Below are 19,122 nucleotides of genomic sequence, written 5' to 3'. Positions count from 1 at the left end.
GAACAGCTCACTGTCTCGTTCCCATCTGCATATTGCCCGAGGCGTCCGACGCCTTCCTTCCGAGGAGCATGCTGACCACCGTGACATCGAGATCGATATCGGGCCAGTGAATGCTGTCAGGCATGAATTCCACATTGTTCCGCTCGGCCGGCAGCGCCTCCTTGAGGGGCGGGTACCACCAGACCGGAACGCTCACGATCCGACCGTCCGTCAATTCCACATGCAGCAGGTCGTCGTCGCAGAGAAGGTCGACCGGTCGCATAGTGTCGAGATGTTCAATCACGTTGCATTGCCTTCATTCACCCGGATAGGCGGGGCTCACCACCTTTCCGTTACTCCGCCCCGGATTGGTCGGCACGGTCACTATCCTTGGCGATCAGCCGCTCAAGCCACCAAAAAGGGTCGGCACGTCGAGCGGGCGAAAACCGTAGTGGCTCATCCAGCGCACATCGGCGTTGAAGAAGTCGCGCAGGTCCGGCATGCCGTATTTCAGCATGGCGATGCGGTCGAGGCCCATTCCCCAGGCAAAGCCCTGGTACTCGTCCGGATCGAGACCGCCGGAGCGCAGCACATTCGGGTGGACCATGCCGCAGCCCAAAATTTCCATCCAGTCGGTGCCTTCGCCGAACTTGACGATCGGGCCGGACGACCGGTCGCACTGGATGTCGACTTCGAAGCTCGGCTCCGTGAACGGGAAGAAGGACGGGCGGAAGCGCATGGTGACGCTGTCGACCTCGAAGAAGGACTTGCAGAACTCTTCCAGCACCCAGCGCATATGGCCGACATTGGCGGTCTTGTCGACGACGAGGCCCTCGACCTGGTGGAACATAGGAGAATGCGTGGCGTCGCTGTCCTGGCGATAGGTCTTGCCGGGGATGACGATGCGGATCGGCGGCTTCTGCAATTCCATCGTGCGGACCTGGACGGGCGAGGTGTGCGTGCGCAGCACCTTGCGCTCGCCGTTTTCGTCCGGCTGGAGGAAGAAGGTATCGTGCATCTCGCGGGCCGGATGACCCTCGGGGAAGTTCAGCGCGGTGAAGTTATAATAGTCGGTCTCGATATCGGGACCTTCCGCGATCGAGAAGCCCATGTCGGCGAAGATCGCGGTGATCTCGTCGACGATCTGGCTGATCGGGTGGATGCGGCCGCGCTCCGCCGGCGAGGAGCGCACGGGTAGCGACACATCCAAGGTCTCGGCCTTCAGGCGGGCATCGATCGCCGCATCGCGCAATTCCGTCTTGCGGGCGGCAAGCTGCTCCGTGACCTCGTTCCGCAGCGCGTTGATGGCGGCGCCGCGCGTCTGGCGCTCTTCGGGGCTCATCGTGCCGAGTGTCTTCAGGAGTTCGGAAACCGACCCCTTCTTGCCCATCGCGGAGACGCGTACGGCCTCGATCGCCGCTTCATCCGTCGCGGCGGCGATCTGAGCGAGAAGCTCGGTTTTCAGAGTGTCGAGATCGGACATGTTTCCGTTTCCTGCCCCGTTGTCGCGCCACCCTTTCCACGGTGGCATGAAGATCACATGAAAAAACCCGCGCCAGCCCTGCCAGCGCGGGTTTCCCAATACTTGAATTCAGTCTGGGAAGCGCTGGTTACTTGACCGCGCTTTCAAACTCGTTGGCCGTGCCGGCGTCCTTGAGGTACTCGAGCGCCTTCTTGGAGGCGTCGACCAGTGCCTTGAAGGCAGCCGGCTCGTGGATGGCCATGTCGGACAGAACCTTGCGGTCGACTTCGATGCCAGCCTTGTTCAGACCGTCGATGAAGCGGCCGTAGGTCAGGCCGAATTCGCGGACAGCGGCGTTGATGCGCTGGATCCAGAGAGCCCGGAAGTTGCGCTTGTTGACCTTGCGGTCGCGGTAGGCGAACTGCTTCGAACGATCGACGGCAGCCTTTGCTGCGCGGATCGTGTTCTTGCGGCGGCCATAGAAGCCCTTGGCCTGCTTCAGAACCTTCTTGTGCTTGGCGTGTGCGGTGACGCCACGTTTTACGCGTGCCATGTCATGATCTCCTTAAATGGTCCGTTCAGCGAAAGGGTCTTAGAGACCGTTCGGCAGGTAGTTCTTGATGACCTTCTTGCCGTCCGGTTCAGCCAGAACCATCGTGCCGCGGGCATCGCGAATGAACTTATTGGACCGCTTGATCATGCCGTGGCGCTTGCCGGCGGCAGCAGCGACGACCTTGCCGGTCGCCGTGACCTTGAACCGCTTCTTGGCAGCGGACTTCGTCTTCATCTTGGGCATTTTGCTTACTCCATTGTTCTTTGTATAGAGCCGGCTGACGAGGCTGGCTCAAGCATAAGAACGGCCACGGCATGCCCTGCCGGACCGTTCGGACGGGCGCTTATAACCGCAAGGCGGCAAAAGCGCAACGGGTCTTGCCGCGGATTCGCATCAGGCTATCCGCGAAAGACAAAACGCACCGGCCATCTGCCCGGTGCGTCCATGCGGTACAGCGTTCCGAAGAATTACCTCGGCGCCAGCACCATCATCATCTGGCGACCTTCAAGCTTCGGCTCGGCCTCGACCTTGGCGATCGTGGCGGTGTCTTCCTTGACCTGGAGCAGGAGCTTCATGCCAAGTTCCTGGTGAGCCATTTCGCGGCCGCGGAACTTGAGCGTCACCTTGACCTTGTCGCCTTCCTCGAAGAAACGGTTCATCGCCTTCATCTTCACCTCATAGTCATGGGTGTCGATGTTCGGGCGCATCTTGATTTCTTTGACTTCGACGATCTTCTGCTTCTTGCGCGCTTCGGCCGCCTTCTTCTGGTTGGCGTATTTCAGCTTGCCGAGATCGAGGATCTTACACACCGGCGGATCGTTGTTCGGCGAAATTTCCACCAGGTCGAGCCCGGCATCCTCAGCCATCTTCAGCGCCTCGTCGGTCGCGATGACGCCGAGGTTTTCACCTTCTTCATTGATGAGCTGTACGCGGGGAACTCGTATTTCTCGGTTGGAGCGCGGCCCATCCTTGACGGGGGCGTCGGCTTTGAACGGTCTGCGAATGGTCGTATTCTCCTAGACTATTTCCGTTTGCAGCGAGGTTTACGCGGCCGGGCTGCTTTTGTTCCGGAGATGCGCCTCGACCACGCCGGTGTCAATAGCACGTTCGTTGAGAAAAATCACCTCCTGTGCCGTTTTAGGCGAATCTGTTCTATAGACCCGCAAAACAACCGGGAATCCGCATCATGACCGACCAGACCGAAAACATCGCGACCATCCTGACCGTCGGCGATGGGCCGAACGCTCGCGAGATCGCAATGCTCGTCCGCGAGGCGGACCGCGAAGGACCGACCCTGGTCTGGCTCGGCGGCTATCGCTCCGACATGACCGGGACAAAGGCAATCGAAATGGATGCACTTGCCGGTCGACTCGGACTCAAAGCCGTGCGCTTCGACTATTCCGGCCATGGCGCATCCGGCGGCGCGTTCCGCGATGGCACCATCTCCCGCTGGCTGGAGGAGGCGCTCGCCGTGATCGATCATGCTGGCGGCTCAGAGGTCGTCCTCGTCGGCTCGTCGATGGGCGGATGGGTGGCACTCAGGCTGGTGCAGGAGATCGCCCGGAGGGGGCAAGGTCCGAAGATCGCCGGTATGGTCCTCATCGCCCCGGCACCGGATTTCACCGCCGAACTTATCGAACCCAATCTCAGCGAGACCGAACGGCGCTCGCTGGAGGAACGGGGTTACTTCGAGGAACCCTCGGAATACAGCCCCGAGCCCAACATCTTCACCCGCGCCCTGATCGAGGACGGTCGCCGCAATCTCGTGCTGGCCGGCATCCTCCAGACGCGGTGCCCGGTTCACATCCTGCAGGGCATGAAGGATCCGGACGTTCCCTACAGCCACGCGCTGCGCCTGGTGGAGCATCTGCCCGCCGACGACGTCGTGCTGACGCTGATCCGCGACGGAGACCACAGGCTGTCGCGACCGCAAGACATCGAGCGAATGGTCGCCGCCATCACGGCGGTCGCAAACCCGGCCTGATCCGTTGCATTTTAACCATAGTGGACGATAGGTTCTGACTCGCCATTCCTTGTAGATTGACGATGCGCCGCCCCTTTATTAACGTTTTGTTAAGAATATTGGGGACGGCCTATGAAGACTGGTTCGCGGGTGCTTGCCGCATTGTTGGTGAGCGTTGGCGTATGTGCGCCTATGAATGCGGCGTGGACTGCGCCGAAGACGCATTTGTCGATGGTCACCGGCAAGGTTACCTCGCAACCGATCGGACATTATGAGTTCTGTCGCGCCAACTGGTCGGAATGTTCGATCCGAACCCGCGCCACCGCTCCCCGACAGGTCACCGCCCATGGGTGGGAGATCGTCCGCAACGTCAACATCTCGGTAAACCATAGTATTAAGCCGTTCACGGACGCCGAAATCTACGGTCGCGAGGAACTCTGGACCTATCCTGTCGATGTGGGCGACTGCGAGGACTTTGTGCTTTTGAAGCGCAAGACGCTGATCGAGGCCGGCTTCCCGGTCTCCGACCTGCTGATCACGGTCGTGCGCAAACCGGACGGCGAAGGCCACGCGGTCCTCACCCTTCGCACCGCGCAGGGCGATTATGTGCTCGACAACCTCTCCGATGAGGTCAAGTCGTGGCTCGACACGCCCTATACGTTCCTCAAGCGCCAGGCGAGCTTCGATACCGGCCGCTGGGTGACCATTGAGGACGGCCGCGACGTTCTCGTCGGCGCGACCCAGTAAAGTACGGCCTTCAGGGTTTTCCTTCACCAGCGCCGCTGCCGACCCGAAACGGCCGCGCGGTTCGCGTTTCAGCCTTCAACCCTGCCCGATCAGCACGCCGGCGGCGAGCACCAGCGAGCCGCCGAGCACCACCTGCATGGTTGCGCGCCAGAAGGGCGTCTCCATGTAGCGGTTCTGGATGAAGGCGATGGCCCACAGTTCGACGAAGACGACGACGGCCGCCGTGATCGTTGCGGTCCAGAAATGCGGGATCAGGTACGGCAGCGCGTGACCCAGGCCGCCGATCGCCGTCATGATGCCCGATGCAAGACCACGCTTCACCGGCGAACCGCGCCCCGACAGCTTGCCGTCGTCGTGCGCCGCTTCCGTGAACCCCATCGAGATGCCGGCGCCAACCGAGGCGGAGAGACCGACGAGAAAGGTCTGCCAGGTGTCACCGGTGGCGAAGGCCGCGGCAAATATCGGCGCGAGCGTCGAGACCGATCCGTCCATCAGCCCCGCCAGCCCCGGCTGCACATAGGTCAGGATGAACTGTCGCCGGGAGGTCTCGTCCTCTTCGGCCCGGACGTCCTCCGGCGCATGCCGTTCGCCCAGCATGCGTGCCGTCTCCTCGTGCCCCTCCTCGGCCAGAGCCAAGTCTCCGAGCAGCTTTCGGGTCTCGGCATCGCTCGTGCGCTTGGCCGCTTCCCGATAGAAGCGGGCGGCGCCCTCCTCCATGAGTTCGGCCTCCGACCGGATCTGGTCCAGCGACTGGTTCTGACGCAGCCAGTCCGGCTTGCGGTCGTAGAATCCCCTTACATGCTCTCGGCGGATCAGCGGAATACGATCGCCGAAACGACGGCGGTGCATGTCGATCAGCATGCTGCGATGGGTGTGTTCGACCTCGGCCATATCCTCGAACACCTTGGCGGAACCGGGATAGGCATCCCGCAACTGATCGGCATAGGCAAGATAAATGCGGGCATCGTCCTCCTCGGAGGAGATCGCCAGTCCAAGTATTTCCTGCTCGGACAGGCTGTCGAAGGGGCGCTTGGATCCGCTGAACAGACGATGAAGCATGAGAGAATTCCTTTTTAGAATAATTCTAAATCTATGCCGCAACGCTCCGTGAATCAAGGTGTCATTGTCAGTGCCGGGCAAAGAGTGCTGCGACGAAGGGCCTCGCTCTCAGAATTTGACGAACGGCAACGGAAGGCCGACATAGAGCCCAGGAACAGAGAGGTTCACATGACGGACGAACTGGTTGCGCGTGCCGCGCATCGGGCAGAGATCACGGAACGCGCAGCGGCCGACATGGCGCGTCTCGGCGTCGATGCCGCCTTCGTCGACCGTCTGGTGGAAACCTTCTACGGCCGTATCCGCGCACACGAAATGCTCGGCCCCGTCTTCGAGGCGAGGCTTTCCGGACGCTGGCCCGAACACATGACGAAGATGAAGGCCTTCTGGAGTTCTGTGGCCTTCAAGACCGGCGCCTATGGCGGCAAGCCGGTCCAGGCGCATCTGGGCGTCGAGGGCATGTATCCCGAGCTGTTCCAGCAATGGCTGGCGCTCTTCAGGCAGACGCTGGAGGACCTGACTGACAATCCGCAGGCGCATGCCTGGTTCATGGCGACGGCCGAGCGCATCGCCCGCAGCCTGGCGATGGCGCTGTTCTACAATCCGGCCCTCGACGATCCCGCACGTCACCCCAACTCCTGACGGTCCGACAGCATTTCTCACATCTGCCGCGCATCCGGCGCAATTTCAGACAACAAAAATGCGACGTTTACGACATTTCCTGACCGCGCGGGTTGAATCGCCCACGCAGCGAGGCTATGCCCCGCGCCGGGGGAGAAAACGATGAGACACAGCAAGGCAGACTAAGATGAAACGCCGTCAATTCTTCAAGCAGGCCGGCGTCGCCGGCATGGGCGCCGCGGCGCTCGCCGCCCCCGCCATCGCCCAGGAAAATCCCAAGATCACCTGGCGCCTCGCCTCCTCCTTCCCCAAGAGCCTCGACATCATCTTCGACGCCGCGACCGATATCGCCGAGAGCGTCTCGAAGGCGACCGACGGACAGTTCGAGATTCAGGTCTATGCCGCCGGCGAAATCGTGCCGCCGCTGCAGGTGGCCGACGCCGTCTCGGCCGACACGATCGAGATGGGCCACACCTGCTGCTACTATTATATCGGCAAGGATCAGGCCTTTGCTCTCGGCACCGCCATCCCCTTCGGCCTCAATGCCCGCATGACCAATTCGTGGCTCACGGCCGGCGGCGGCAACGAGATGATCAACGAGTTCCTCGCAAGCTATAAGCTCTACGCCCTGCCGGCCGGCAATACCGGTGCGCAGATGGGCGGTTGGTACCGCAAGGAAATCAAGACGATCGACGACCTGAAGGGTCTGAAGATGCGCATTGCCGGTCTTGCCGGCGAGATCATGGCCAAGGTCGGCGTCACGCCGCAGCAGATCGCCGGTTCGGACGTCTATCCGGCGCTCGAAAAGGGCACGATCGACGCCACGGAATTCGTTGGTCCCTATGACGACCTGAAGCTCGGTTTCTACAAGGTCGCGCCGTTCTACTACTACCCGGCCTGGTGGGAAGGTGGCCCGACCGTGCATGCCTTCTTCAACCTCGACAAGTTCAACGGCCTGCCGGACACCTACAAGCGCATCCTGACAGACGCGTGTGCTGCCGCGAACGCCCGGATGCTCGCCCGCTACGACGCCTCGAACGCTCAGGCGCTGCGCGAACTCGTCGCCGGCGGCGCGCAGCTCCGCGCCTTCTCCTCCGACATCCTCGACACCTGCCACAAGGCCGCCAAGGAAACCTATGCGGAGATCTCGGCAAAGAACGAGTGGTTCAAGAAGCTCTACGACAGCCAGCAGGCCTTCAAGGAGAACGCCTATCTCTGGGCGCAGATCGCCGAATACAGCTTCGACACCTACCAGATGATCCAGCAGCGCCAGGGTACGCCCTGAGTTTCATTCGCTGACATCGAAGGAGGCCCGGGCATGACCCGGGCCTCCTGTCGTTAACGGTTAACCGAACCACGGGCCGGTCAGCCCTCCAGCCCCTTCAACACATTCGCCACGTTGAGCCCGATCTCCGGCACGCCATAGCCGCCTTCCATGACGGTCAGAACCGGCACGCCCGACTTCGCAACCATTTCACCCATGCGGATGTAATCCGGGCTCTTCAACTTGAAGAAGCTGATCGGGTCCTGCTCGAAGGTATCGACGCCGAGCGACAGCACGATCGCCTCGGCGCCATAGGCGTTGATGCGCGCGAGCGAATCGTCGAGCGCCTTCGCCCAGGTTTCCCACGGCGTTCCCGCCGGCATCGGGTAGTTGGCGTTCAGGCCCTCGCCCTCGCCTTCGCCGGTCTCGTCGGCATAGCCGAGGAAGTACGGGAAGGCATCGGCGGGATCGCCGTGCAGCGAGGCGAAGAAGATGTCGCCGCGGCGGTAGGTGATGTCCTGCGTGCCGTTGCCGTGATGGAAGTCGACGTCGAGGATCGCGACCTTCTTGGCCCCGTGATCCAGAAGCCTCTGCGCCGCGACGGCGGCATTGTTGATGAAGCAGTAGCCGCCGAAGAGATCGATGCCGGCATGGTGGCCCGGCGGGCGGCAGAGCGAGAAGGCGAAGCGGTTGCCGGCATTCAGCCAGTCGGCGCCCGACAGCGCCACGTCCATGGAGGAAATGGCAGCCTCGTAGGTGCCGGCGGAGATCGAGGTTTCGACCGAGTTGGCGTAGTAACCGACGGCGCCGTCGATGTTGCGCGGCGCCTTTTCGCGGCTGCGGCGATAGGCATAGGCGGTCGGGATCGCCTCGCCCGGATAACCGGCGGCACTCCAGCGGTCCCAGCAGGTGCTCAGGAAGTCGAGAAAATCCTCGGTATGAACCTTCTTCGCCGTCTCCAGCCCGTGCTCCTGCGGCGCGTGCACGTCGGTGAAGCCCGCTTCCTTCACCGCCGCGAGAATCCATTCGGCCCGGAACGGTCCCTCGAACGGTTTTACCAGAATGCCGCCATGCAGTTCCGTCTTGGCGTCCCGCAGCTTGTGCTTTTCCGAATAGAAGACCCGCATCTCGTTCCCTTTTTCTCCGGCCGGTCGTCTTGTCATCGACCGTGCCATTGTCGCTTGCGTCGAGCCTAACGCCTGCCTTGGCGGGCTCGCAAGATGCATCGAAGAATATTCGGTCGCACGACCAAAAAACTCTCGGTCGCGGAGAGTGCTTGACGTTTAGCGTGTCGCGGACTATTTGGAAACGATCATTTCCAAATTAACGAACTAAGAGATCAGAAATGTCCACCGCCAGCCGCGCCGCCGGCCGCCCCCGCGAATTCGAGATCGACGATGCGCTCGATGCGGCGATCGCGGTGTTCACCGAGCGCGGCTATCACGGCACCTCGATTGCCGACCTCAAGGAGGCGATGGGGCTCACCGCCGGCAGCATCTACAAGGCATTCAAGGACAAGAAGGCGATCTTCCTCGCCGCCTTCGACCGTTACAAGCAGGTCCGCGCCGGACTGCTGGAGGATGCGCTGGCGGATGCCGTTACCGGCCGCGACAAAATTCATCGCATGCTATCCTTCTACGCCGACGCCGCCTGCGGCGAAAACGGGCGGCGCGGCTGCCTCGCCATCGGCGCGGCGGTCGAGCTGGCGCTGTTCGACGCCGATGTTGACCAGCGCGTCACGCGCTCCCACAAGCTTACCCTCTCGCAGATCGAGGGCTTCATCCGCGACGGGCAGGCGGACGGGTCGGTGCCTCTCCATGTCGACCCGCCCTCAGCGGCGCTCGCGCTGTTTTCCGTCCTCCAGGGCATCCGCATCGCCGGCAAGTCGGGTCAGGACCCCGGTGTTGCCCGCGCCAGCGCCGTCGCCGCCCTCAAAATACTCGACTGATCCTCCCGCATCCCATCTCCTCCCAAGGACACCTTCCATGACCCCATCGCACACCGCCGCCATTCCGGCGCAACCGGCCGGTCTTTCCGCCGGCCTCACCTTCGTCATGGCCGCCGCCTGCGGCCTGATCGCCGCCAACCTCTATTATGCCCAGCCGCTCGCCGGACCGATCGCGGAATCGATCGGCCTGCCTGTTCATGCCACCGGCCTGATCGTGACGCTGACCCAAATCGGCTACGGGCTCGGCCTGCTGTTCCTCGTGCCGCTTGGTGACCTCGTCGAGAACCGGCGTCTTATTCTGACGATGATCGGCGTCGTCACGCTGGCGCTCATCGCGGCGGGCCTCTCCACCACGCCGGGGCCTTTCCTCGCTGCCTCTCTCGCCATCGGCCTCGGCGCCGTCGCGGTGCAGATGATCGTGCCGTTCGCGGCCGGTCTCGCGCCGGACCACGCGCGCGGCAAGGTGGTCGGCAATGTCATGAGCGGGCTGATGGTCGGCATCATGCTGGCGCGGCCGGTCTCGAGCTTCATCGCGCAGTTCGCCTCCTGGCACGCGGTGTTCTTCCTTTCCGCCGCCGTCATGGTCGGGCTTGCGACCGTTCTCGCAACGCAGCTGCCGCGCCGGGCGCCCTCGACCCGACTTGGCTATTTCGGGCTGATCGGCTCGATGGGACGGCTTCTTGTCTCCCAGCCGGTGCTGCAGCGCCGCGCCGCCTACCAGGCCTTCCAGTTCTCGAGCTTCAGCCTGTTCTGGACGGTGACGCCGCTCTATCTCGCCGGTCCCGCCTTCGGGCTTTCGCAGACGGGAATCGCACTTTTCGCGCTTGCCGGGGTCGCCGGCGCCATCGCCTCGCCGATCGCCGGGCGGCTTGCCGATCGGGGCCTTGCCAGACCCGCCACCGCCTTCGGATTGCTGAGCGGCGTCGCCGGATATCTGATCACGCATATCGCGCCTGACGGCAGCGCGATCGCACTGGCACTGCTGACGCTCGCCGCCATCCTGATCGATTTCGGCGTGACGATGACGCTCGTCACCGGGCAGCGGGCGATCTACGGCCTCGGCGCCGATCTGCGCAGCCGGCTCAACGGCCTCTTCATGGCGATCTTCTTCACCGGCGGCGCCATCGGCTCGGCAGTCGGCGCCTGGGCCTTTGCCGAAGGCGGCTGGTCGCTCGCCTCCATGATCGGCGGCGCGCTGCCGCTCACGGCGTTCATCGTCTTCCTGACGGAAAGGCGCAGCCGTTGAACACAGGACCCGCGCGGACGCCACTCGGCGCCGCGCGGGTCGTGCCCTTACTCGGTCAGGTGGATTTCCTCCGTCTCGCCGCCGGTGCAGACATAGCAGCAGTCCTCGCAGGCTTCGGCATTGTCAGGCCCGGTTCCCCAGTAGCTGCCCTGATCGCCGGAAATCCAGGCGCCGTAGCAGATGCTCTCACCCTCTTCGCACGACAGCGGGATCTGCTTCGTCTCACCGTCGTCCAGCATGAAAACCTGATTGTTGCCCGGCCAGACATAGTCGCGATCCTGGCTGTAGAGCTCCACCTCGACCGCGTTCGGATGGTCGTTGCGCATGATGAAGGTGACGTCCGAAGCCATCGCGGCGCCAGCTGCGAGAGCGGTGGACAAGACAAGGACGGCACCCGCGACACGACGCGTTGCCGAAAGACGAATGAACATGGCGATGATCCCCTCTGATGACCCTTTCGGGTGCCTCTCTCATAGCAGAGGAAAAATCGGTCCGCCCGACCAAAAATGGTTGTCTTATCGTCCGGGCAGGGGCGCCACGCGCTTGTAGAACACCGTCGTGTCGCAATAGCGCCCGTCCGGAAAAAGCGCATAGTCGGGGATGACGCCGGAACGCTGCCAACCGAGCTTTTCGTAAATGCCTTCCGCCAGCTCGCCGGTGGCCGTGTCCAGCACCAGCAGCCCTCGACCGGCCTTCGCGGCCGCTTCCTCCGCCGCCTTCATGAGGTGCTTCGAAAGCCCCAGACCCCTGGCGCGACGATGGACGAGCAGTTTCATCAGGTCGCCGCGATGCGGCTGGTTGGGCTTCTGCGCGAAACCCACCTGCACCGTTCCCGAAACCCGGCCATCCACCTCCGCAACGAAGAGCAGGACCTCGCCGCGCTTTACGCCGCCGATCACGCCGCGCCAGAAGGCCTCTGCCTCGCCCGGCGCCAGCGGCGCCATGAAGCCGACGGACGCACCGTCCTCGACGCAATCGGCAAGGATGTCGCAAAGATCGGGCAACGCCTTCAGCGCTTCAGTTTCGTCGAGCTGGCGAATGACAGTCATGGGAGGCTCCGGGAAGATAGTCAGCGGGGGCCGAGATCTATGATCACGGCGTAGCGGGCGGGTTTGTCGGTTCTGTTGCGGAAGGCGTGCACGTCGCCGACATTCATGTAGAGGCAGTCGCCGGGCCGCAGCGTGTGGACGTACTCGCCCACCAGCAGCTCCATTTCGCCCTCGAACTGCCAGACATGTTGCCACTGGTTGCGGCTCGCCTGCTGGCCCTCGAAGGCGACTTCCGCGCCTGCCGGAAATTCCACCTCGACCACGTCGACGCGGGCGCCGGTGCCCTGCGGCGCCACCACGCGCCGCAGATAACCGGTTTCCGGATCACGCCACACCGGCTGGTCCTCGCGGCGGACGAGGGGCACGGCCGGGGCATTGTCGGTTGCGAAGAACACGGACAGCGAAACCCCGAGCGCCGAGCAGATGCGCGCCAGAAGTGCTGCTGTCGGACTGGCCTCGGCGCGCTCGACGCGGGAGATCATCGCCCGGCTGACACCTGAGAGTTCCGCCAACTGGTCGAGGGTCAAACCCCTCTCGGCGCGCAGAGCCTTGACCCGCTCGCCGACGACCGTCTCGAACTGTTCATCGTGATTTTCCATTATCGGAGATTTAAATTCTCTCATAATGGAGTCAAGAGGAATTCAGCGGGAGAGACGCAACGCCGTCACCGTGCCCCGTCGAGCCAGGCCCGTACGGTCGGAATATCCTCCGGCGAAAGGCCGTGCCCCGCTTCAATCTGCCGATGGGTCAGGCTCGCTCCACAGCGGAGAAACCACGCCGCCAGCGGCCCGGCGCGGTCGGCGAACGGATCGTCCCGGCCGGTGACCATCAGCACCTCGACACCCTTCAGGTCGACATCGGGCATATCGTCCAGCACCGTTACGCCGCGGATGAGCACCGCGCGACGGATCAGCCGCGGATGCAGCGCCATCACGGCGGCGATAAAATTGGCGCCGTTGGAGAGACCGAGGAAGGTCAGGCTCCCGGGATCGAGCCGGTAGCCGGCGATCGCCCCCTCGACGAAGGCGGCAAAGGCCTCGGCCTCGCTGACGATATCGGCCTGGTCGAAGCTAACAGTCGAAAACCGCCGGAACCACCGGGCAATACCCTCTTCCGTCGCCCGGCCCCGCACGCCGAGCAGCGTCGCGTCGGGGGCGATGCGGTGGCCAAGCGGCATCAGATCCGCCTCGCTGCCGCCGCTGCCGTGCAGCAGCACGATCGTCTCCTCGCCCGGCTGTTCCGGCACGAAGAAGCGATGAACGAACGGCAGGTCACGAACCGGCATCCGCGGCTCGCCCGGCATGGCGAACTGCGGCAGCAGCACCCTGATGTCCTCGGCCCGCTCGATATCATCCGGCGGCACGAACAACGTTTCGCCCAGTGTCGCCTCGTCCTCGTCAACCAGGAAACCCGGACCGTCGGTAGCAAGCTCGATCAGCGTCCCGCCCGGCTCGCGCACATAGAGCGAGTAGAAGTATTTGCGGTCGTGAACGTTGATGACCGACGAATTTCGTTTCTTAAGCTCCGCCTCCGCCTGCCGGACTGCATCGACATCCGCGACACGGAAGGCCACGTGATCGGCGGTGCCGGTGCCGGGAATGCCGGGCACATAACCGGTCGCATCGCGCACATCGACAATATCGGTCTCCGACACCATCCGCTGCAGCGCGCCATTCATTGGTCCCGGCCGGTAGCCGAAACGGGTGATGAAGGCCGCCGTCTCTTCGGCAGCATCGCTGAGGATGGTGACGCCGCGCAGGCGGATAGGCGCCATTCGATGCCCTTCGGACGGTGGACTGGCGACGCCGACCAACTTGACGATGACCCCATCCGGGTCCTTCAGCCGCAGAACGGTTTCGCCAAATTCCCGCATCGGTCCCTCGACGGTCACGCGATGGTCGAGCGCCCGCGTCAGCCATTCGCCGATCGTGTCCTGCGGAACCGCGAAGGAGACCTCCGAGACCTGGCCGTTGCCGACGCGTCCCGGCGCGCCATCCTCCCAGACAAGGAATGTGATCAGCGTGCCGGGCGAACCGGTGCGGTCGCCGTAGATGAGGTGCAATTGTTCGGCGTCCTCGAAACCGCCGGTGCGCTTGACGATCCGCAGTCCCAGGAAACCGACGTAGAAGTCCACATTCGCCTGCACCTTGCGGGTAATCAGCGTGACATGATGGATGCCGCTTTCAAAGCGCGGGGTGGTTTCGGTCATGGGTGCCTTCCGGAAATGCTGCCTCCGGACGAATCCGGTGCACGGACCATAGAAAGAAATCGTCCGGTCGTCTGCCCATTGCGTCTCTCATCCGTTATGCATCGTGACCACATATAGAAACGGAGAACCCGCCCATGCGAAAGATCGGACGTGTCGTGGAAGTTTGGCGCTATCCCGTCAGTTCGGTCGGCGGCGAGCAGCTGGAGCGGATTTCCGTGACGCCGACCGCTGTCGTCGGCGACCGCCGCTTTGCGCTGTTCGATTCGGAAACCGGCAATCCGGCCGCACCCGAGGAAGAGCCGCGCTGGCGACCCGCCCTGTTCCTCTCCGCCGAAACGGGCGAGGACGACCTGCCGCGACTGCGCTTCCCCGACGGGACCGTGATGGGCCTCTCCGACGCATCGCTCAAGACACACCTCTCCGATCATTTCGGCTTCGCGGCCGAGGCCGGCGCCTATGGCTCGAGCGGCACCTTGCCCGCCGTCTACAATCGCTACGAGGTCTCGCCGGTTCATATCGTCACCACTGCCTCGCTCGCCCGGCTGGCCGAGCTTGCAGGAACAGGTGAAGCGGACCGCCGGCGCTTCCGGCCCTCCATCCTGATCGAGACGGACGAGGGCGACAGTTTCGTCGAGAACGGCTGGATCGGTCGACCAATCGTCATCGGCGATATCGGCGTTGCGATCACCGAGGCGACGAGACGATGCGGGCTGACGCTCTCGGCCCAGCCTGGCATCGAGGAGAGACCGGAGATGCTGCGCACGGTCATCCGGCACAACAATCGCAATCTCGGGGTCTACGGCGAACCTCACGCCTCCGGTATCATCGCGGTCGGCGACGCTGTTTACGCCGACTTCTGAAGCATGCCGCCGCGATCCGAATGGATATCGTCGATGATCGCCTCGGAAACGGCCTCGCCGATTTCCGCCGCGCTGGTAATCCCCTGTACGAAGGGCTGCTTGTGCAGCAGGAAGGGGATTGCCGCGCAATAGAGACGATTGCAAAGACCGGTCGCAACCGTCGGACGATAGGCATCGTCGACATCGATCCCGCCCGTGCGCACCTGTCGTGCCGTCTCGTCTGGATCGACAACCCGCTCCTTGACGGTCGTCGCCTCCTTTACGCCGCCTTGTGAAACAAGCGTCGGGAACGGCATGTCGGTCGCCGAGAGCGCGCTCTGGCCGGTCGCATCGATGAGGGCATCGAACGCATGGCTGTCGTCGCCGATGATGATCTCGGCCCCCCGCTCGCGGCCCTCCGTCACGATCTCATAGTCTTGTCCGAGCCGCAGGATATCGAGCACGCCGGCGCGGTGCAGCGCCAGCATCCGACGGATCGACATCAGCGGGACCGTTGCGTAATCATCGACGAAGACATTCTTGAAATGCTTGTGGAAGCGCTTGAGATCCGTCTCGTTGAGATGGGGAATGGCGCGGGCAATGATCTCGTGGGTGATCAGGATCGCGTAGCGCCATGGCACGGTATAGCGCCGTTCGCGGTTCTGCTCGGTTTCGGCCAGGTTCTTCGCCGCCCAGACGAAGGGATCGGCTTCCATGCGGTCGGCATAATAGGCATCGGCAAAGGTCTCCACCGTCAACCGCCACAGACCGATCTTCGCCGCGTAATCCGGATCGGCCGCCATCAGTTCGGCGCGGAAGAGTTCGAAGAGATCGTCCAGCAGGTCGCCCCGACCGGTGGCGATCAGCGCGTCGACCGCCTCCTTGGTGCAGACCTCCGGATCGCGATAGGGCAGCGGGCAATAGAAATCGGCTTCCGGCAACAGGCCCTTGCGCGACATCATCGTCGCATGAAACGCGGCGCTCTCCGCCGCCGGCGCAAACTGCAGGTCGCCTGCGGCATCGTAGTGGAACGCGCCGTTGCTGGTCGCCACCGTCATGAGCGCGTCGATGCCGCTCAGCGAGGTCCCGAGAATGCCGACCCGGCAATTGCGCACTTCGGCCAGCTCCCCGGCCGGCCAGGGCGAGATGAAGTAGCCGGGTTTGACCTCGGTCTTGTCCGGCCAGTTGTGACCGGTCGCCATGACCACGTGATCGAAGACCGCCTCGACGGGTTCGTCCTCGCCTGCCCTTACGGTCAGCATCACGTTATGCGGCTGCAGCGCGATATCGATCACCTTCTGCCGCTCGCGTACATCGATGTTATGGCCGTTTGCGAGACCGCGTTCGACGATGCGCAGGAACTGGTCGCGCATGTATTCACCGAGCACCACGCGGGGATAGAATTCCCGCCCGTCGATCGCCTCGCGGCGGATGCCGAGCCGCTCCAGGTCTTCATTGCCTTGCCGTGTCAGCCATTCGACCAGCGTCTCGGTCAGCGCAGGAATCTCGATGCTCGGAATGTTCGACAGCATGGCCGGATCGTTGAGGCCCGGATGATAGGGCATGCCCTTGCCGGCCTCGGCTTCCGCCTCGAAGACAGTGATGTTGAGCGGCACGTTTGCCTCGACGAGCCCCTTCAGCGTGTAGAGCCCGGTCGGACCCGAGCCGATGATCGCGATTCGCGACTGCATTGTCGTGAGCCCCCATTGTGAAAGAGCGCCAGTGCGCACAGGCTTCTTCAATGGACGAAAGGCCTTCCGGTTCCCTGCCCCGGCGCGGGAACCTTCGATCGGGACTCGTGTTTTCCTGTTGTTGTCAAACAAACAGGAGGAATACCCATGATTTCCGCTGACCAGATTCGCGAACATATGGAAGTCCGCGCCCTCGATGGCGCCCATGTCGGCACCGTCGACCACCTCGAAGGCTCGAACCGGATCAAGCTGACCCGCAACGATTCCCCCGACGGCAAGCATCACCTGATCCCGCTCGACTGGATCGATCACATCGACGAGCACGTGCATCTCAGCAAGAACCTCGACGAGGTGCGCAACGAGTGGACCTCGATCAACTGATCGGGATGCCTCAAACGACAAAGCCGCGGCCGGAATGCCGCGGCTTTGTGCGTTGAAGTTCAGACTTGCACCGGGTCTGGTTCGCGCTCAAAAGTTTTCCCAGGCGGGCTCGGCCACGGCGGCGTTGCCATGGGTCGCGGCGACCGTTCTTCGCGCGGGTGCATTCGCGGCTTTGAGCGTCCGTGCCTGACGGTTATTTGGCGGCGCATCCACCGCGAGCGTTCGCGCCTTTCCGCCCACCTCGAACCGGCCGATCAGCGTGAACAGCGCCTCTGCTTCGCGTGCCAGGGAATGGCTTGCGGCGGTCGATTCCTCCACCATCGCGGCGTTTTGCTGGACGTTCTGGTCCATGGAGTTCACGGCCGTATTGATCTCCTTGAGACCCATCGACTGTTCGCGCGCGGCTTCGACGATGGCGACCACATTGGAGCGGACGTCCATCACCTGCTCGACGATCGCGTCCAGCACCTTGCCGGTTTCCGATACAAGCGAGACACCGTCGCGCACCTGTTCGCCGGATTTTCCAATCAACGCCTTGATCTCCTTGGCCGCCTTGGCGGAGCGTTGCGCGAGTTCGCGGACCTCCTGCGCGACGACGGCGAAGCCCTTGCCCGACTCTCCGGCGCGCGCCGCTTCAACCCCGGCATTGAGTGCCAGAAGATTGGTCTGGAAGGCGATGTCGTCGATGACCCCGATGATATTTGAGATCGCGCGCGACGAGGCCTCGATCGCCTGCATCGCCTCCACCGTCCGCCCGACGATCGCGCCGGACCGGGTGGCGGTGTCGCGGGCAACATTCACCAGCTTGCCCGCCTCGTCGGCGCGGCGGCTGGAATCGGCACCGGTGCTGGTGATCTGCTCGAGCGCGGCGGCGGTCTCCTCGACCGAGGCCGCCTGCTGGGCGGTGCGGTTGGCGAGATTGTCGGCCGCGGCGCGGATCTGGCCCGAGCCTGCGGCAATGACCTGGGCGTTCTCGCCCACCGCCCGCATGGCGTCGTCAAGCTTGGTCACGGCATCATTGAAGTCCTGGCGGACCTTGTCGAGACGCGCGGTAAAGACGTCATTGATCCGCACGGTCAGTCGGCCAGCCGCGAGTTCGCCGAGCGCATTGCCGAGGCTTTCCACCGCAAAGCGGATTTCCTCGGCGTCCGCCGCCTGCACGCGCTCGCGTTCCTGGCGCTGCCGTTCCTGTTCGTCGCGGTTTTCCGCAGCCTCGCGTTCCAGTTTCACCCGTTCCAAGGCATTGTCGCGGAAGACGGCAACGCTTGCCGCCATGCGCCCGATCTCGTCGCGACGGCCCTCGCCGAAGATATCGACCTCGTTGTTGCCACCGGCCAGTGTCCCCATGACATCCGACAGGGCGTCGAGAGGCCGTACGACACCGCGCGTCACAGTCCAGACCGAGAAGACGGCCACCGTCACCGCGACCGCGCAAAGCGTTGCCATGATCACGAACATCTGGTCCTTCAGCGCATTGCCGGCCTCCAGGTTTTCCTTGGCGACACGGATCTGCAGGTCGATCAGCTTTGCGATATCCTCGCCCAGCGGATCGATGGTGGGATAGAGATCGGTCTCGGCGAAGCGGGCGATCGCCTCGCGATCGCCGGCCTCGAGAATCCGACGGAGTTCCGCGACCCCCGCGTCGGCGCGCGTGCGCTGCTTGCCGAAATTCTCTGCGAGCGCCGCTTCCTCGGGCGTCAGGTAGGTCGCCATGTAGGCTGTCCATTCGGCCTCGATGTCGCCCAGCGCCTGATCGACGCTTGCCAGACCCTCGGCCGGCGTCAGCGTGCCGGCTCGCACTTTGTGGGCGGTGTCGACGATGTTGACGGCGTAGCGGTCGGAAATGGTCTTCAACTGTTCAAGCGGGATGACGCGATCCGCCACGATGGTGCCCGCCAGCGCCGATTGCTGGCGCATGGCGTAGACGGAAAATACCGAAATGCCGGCGACCGCGGCGATCAGCAGCGTGATGCAACCCAGAAGTTTCATGCGCAACGTCATTTTCTGCTCTCGCTCGGTCATGGTCGACCGCAGGCGACGGTCGAACCTGTTCGTACAAAGTTGAAAGAGACCGTTCGTGCCGGCTTTCGCGCAGCCCGACTCGAACGCATGGT

The 19,122-nt window shown here is 63.4% G+C and carries 21 protein-coding genes; 8 read left to right on the top strand and 13 right to left on the bottom strand.

Going from position 1 to position 19,122, the window contains the following annotated elements:
• Positions 1-7: 7 nt before the first annotated feature.
• The 5 genes from J5J09_RS02830 to infC all read right to left on the bottom strand — a co-directional run bounded on the left by J5J09_RS02830 (position 8) and on the right by infC (position 2,998).
• On the bottom strand, positions 8-283 hold the full coding sequence (locus J5J09_RS02830; RefSeq protein ID WP_208548183.1) for a DUF2442 domain-containing protein: 276 nt from the start codon (positions 281-283) through the stop codon (positions 8-10).
• A 93-nt stretch (positions 284-376) separates the two neighbouring features.
• Complete coding sequence (pheS, locus tag J5J09_RS02825) at positions 377-1,462, bottom strand: phenylalanine--tRNA ligase subunit alpha (RefSeq protein ID WP_208548182.1); 1,086 nt, start codon at positions 1,460-1,462, stop codon at positions 377-379.
• A 127-nt stretch (positions 1,463-1,589) separates the two neighbouring features.
• The gene (gene rplT / locus J5J09_RS02820; RefSeq protein WP_208548181.1) at positions 1,590-1,994 is read right to left on the bottom strand and encodes a 50S ribosomal protein L20; all 405 of its coding nucleotides are present in this window, start codon (positions 1,992-1,994) and stop codon (positions 1,590-1,592) included.
• A 39-nt stretch (positions 1,995-2,033) separates the two neighbouring features.
• Positions 2,034-2,237, bottom strand: coding sequence for a 50S ribosomal protein L35 (gene rpmI, locus J5J09_RS02815; protein WP_145296269.1), 204 nt, complete (start codon positions 2,235-2,237; stop codon positions 2,034-2,036).
• A 224-nt stretch (positions 2,238-2,461) separates the two neighbouring features.
• Positions 2,462-2,998 (bottom strand): translation initiation factor IF-3, encoded by a 537-nt coding sequence (gene infC / locus J5J09_RS02810; protein WP_208553002.1) that lies wholly within the window; start codon positions 2,996-2,998, stop codon positions 2,462-2,464.
• Positions 2,999-3,180: 182 nt separating this feature from the next.
• On the opposite strand from infC, the gene J5J09_RS02805 reads away from it, so the two are divergent.
• Both J5J09_RS02805 and J5J09_RS02800 read left to right on the top strand, forming a co-directional pair.
• The gene (locus J5J09_RS02805; protein ID WP_208548180.1) at positions 3,181-3,978 is read left to right on the top strand and encodes an alpha/beta hydrolase; all 798 of its coding nucleotides are present in this window, start codon (positions 3,181-3,183) and stop codon (positions 3,976-3,978) included.
• A gap of 171 nt (positions 3,979-4,149) precedes the next feature.
• A complete protein-coding gene (locus J5J09_RS02800) occupies positions 4,150-4,704 on the top strand; it encodes a transglutaminase-like cysteine peptidase (RefSeq protein ID WP_246745894.1) in 555 nt (184 codons plus the stop codon).
• A gap of 75 nt (positions 4,705-4,779) precedes the next feature.
• Here J5J09_RS02800 and mbfA read toward each other — a convergent pair whose 3' ends face one another.
• Positions 4,780-5,763 (bottom strand): iron exporter MbfA, encoded by a 984-nt coding sequence (gene mbfA, locus J5J09_RS02795; RefSeq protein WP_208548179.1) that lies wholly within the window; start codon positions 5,761-5,763, stop codon positions 4,780-4,782.
• A gap of 168 nt (positions 5,764-5,931) precedes the next feature.
• On the opposite strand from mbfA, the gene J5J09_RS02790 reads away from it, so the two are divergent.
• Together J5J09_RS02790 and J5J09_RS02785 are read left to right on the top strand one after the other, a co-directional pair.
• Positions 5,932-6,402 (top strand): truncated hemoglobin, encoded by a 471-nt coding sequence (locus J5J09_RS02790; protein WP_208548178.1) that lies wholly within the window; start codon positions 5,932-5,934, stop codon positions 6,400-6,402.
• A 166-nt stretch (positions 6,403-6,568) separates the two neighbouring features.
• Positions 6,569-7,666 carry a TRAP transporter substrate-binding protein gene (locus tag J5J09_RS02785; RefSeq protein WP_208548177.1) on the top strand — a complete coding sequence of 366 codons (1,098 nt, stop codon included), beginning with the start codon at positions 6,569-6,571 and terminating at the stop codon, positions 7,664-7,666.
• 80 nt (positions 7,667-7,746) lie between these two features.
• Here J5J09_RS02785 and J5J09_RS02780 read toward each other — a convergent pair whose 3' ends face one another.
• Entirely contained in the window at positions 7,747-8,772 is a 1,026-nt protein-coding gene (locus J5J09_RS02780; protein WP_208548176.1) for a histone deacetylase family protein, read from the bottom strand.
• A 218-nt stretch (positions 8,773-8,990) separates the two neighbouring features.
• Between J5J09_RS02780 and J5J09_RS02775 the strand changes: the two genes are divergently transcribed.
• Both J5J09_RS02775 and J5J09_RS02770 read left to right on the top strand, forming a co-directional pair.
• The gene (locus J5J09_RS02775) at positions 8,991-9,593 is read left to right on the top strand and encodes a TetR/AcrR family transcriptional regulator (RefSeq protein ID WP_208548175.1); all 603 of its coding nucleotides are present in this window, start codon (positions 8,991-8,993) and stop codon (positions 9,591-9,593) included.
• A 37-nt stretch (positions 9,594-9,630) separates the two neighbouring features.
• On the top strand, positions 9,631-10,839 hold the full coding sequence (locus J5J09_RS02770; RefSeq protein WP_208548174.1) for an MFS transporter: 1,209 nt from the start codon (positions 9,631-9,633) through the stop codon (positions 10,837-10,839).
• A gap of 47 nt (positions 10,840-10,886) precedes the next feature.
• Here J5J09_RS02770 and J5J09_RS02765 read toward each other — a convergent pair whose 3' ends face one another.
• From J5J09_RS02765 to J5J09_RS02750, 4 genes are all read right to left on the bottom strand, one after another.
• Complete coding sequence (locus J5J09_RS02765; RefSeq protein WP_208548173.1) at positions 10,887-11,270, bottom strand: hypothetical protein; 384 nt, start codon at positions 11,268-11,270, stop codon at positions 10,887-10,889.
• Between the two features lie 84 nt (positions 11,271-11,354).
• Positions 11,355-11,888, bottom strand: a complete 534-nt coding sequence (locus J5J09_RS02760; RefSeq protein ID WP_208548172.1) for a GNAT family N-acetyltransferase — start codon at positions 11,886-11,888, stop codon at positions 11,355-11,357.
• Positions 11,889-11,908: 20 nt separating this feature from the next.
• The gene (locus tag J5J09_RS02755) at positions 11,909-12,487 is read right to left on the bottom strand and encodes an XRE family transcriptional regulator (protein ID WP_208548171.1); all 579 of its coding nucleotides are present in this window, start codon (positions 12,485-12,487) and stop codon (positions 11,909-11,911) included.
• 65 nt (positions 12,488-12,552) lie between these two features.
• Positions 12,553-14,097, bottom strand: a complete 1,545-nt coding sequence (locus J5J09_RS02750) for a VOC family protein (RefSeq protein ID WP_208548170.1) — start codon at positions 14,095-14,097, stop codon at positions 12,553-12,555.
• A gap of 134 nt (positions 14,098-14,231) precedes the next feature.
• Between J5J09_RS02750 and J5J09_RS02745 the strand changes: the two genes are divergently transcribed.
• Complete coding sequence (locus J5J09_RS02745) at positions 14,232-14,957, top strand: MOSC N-terminal beta barrel domain-containing protein (RefSeq protein ID WP_208548169.1); 726 nt, start codon at positions 14,232-14,234, stop codon at positions 14,955-14,957.
• Here the strand turns inward: J5J09_RS02745 and J5J09_RS02740 are convergent.
• On the bottom strand, positions 14,942-16,627 hold the full coding sequence (locus tag J5J09_RS02740; RefSeq protein WP_208548168.1) for an FAD/NAD(P)-binding protein: 1,686 nt from the start codon (positions 16,625-16,627) through the stop codon (positions 14,942-14,944). The two genes, J5J09_RS02745 and J5J09_RS02740, sit on opposite strands and share 16 nt — an antisense overlap.
• Positions 16,628-16,774: 147 nt before the next feature.
• On the opposite strand from J5J09_RS02740, the gene J5J09_RS02735 reads away from it, so the two are divergent.
• Complete coding sequence (locus J5J09_RS02735) at positions 16,775-17,008, top strand: DUF2171 domain-containing protein (protein ID WP_208548167.1); 234 nt, start codon at positions 16,775-16,777, stop codon at positions 17,006-17,008.
• 87 nt (positions 17,009-17,095) lie between these two features.
• Here J5J09_RS02735 and J5J09_RS02730 read toward each other — a convergent pair whose 3' ends face one another.
• The gene (locus J5J09_RS02730; RefSeq protein WP_208548166.1) at positions 17,096-19,009 is read right to left on the bottom strand and encodes a HAMP domain-containing methyl-accepting chemotaxis protein; all 1,914 of its coding nucleotides are present in this window, start codon (positions 19,007-19,009) and stop codon (positions 17,096-17,098) included.
• Between the last annotated feature and the right edge of the window lie 113 nt (positions 19,010-19,122).

It is taken from the genome of Ciceribacter sp. L1K22, assembly GCF_017599385.1.
Lineage (GTDB): Bacteria > Pseudomonadota > Alphaproteobacteria > Rhizobiales > Rhizobiaceae > Allorhizobium.
Note: the sequence above shows the minus strand (reverse complement) of the source record. Positions and strands in the feature narration are given on the sequence as shown.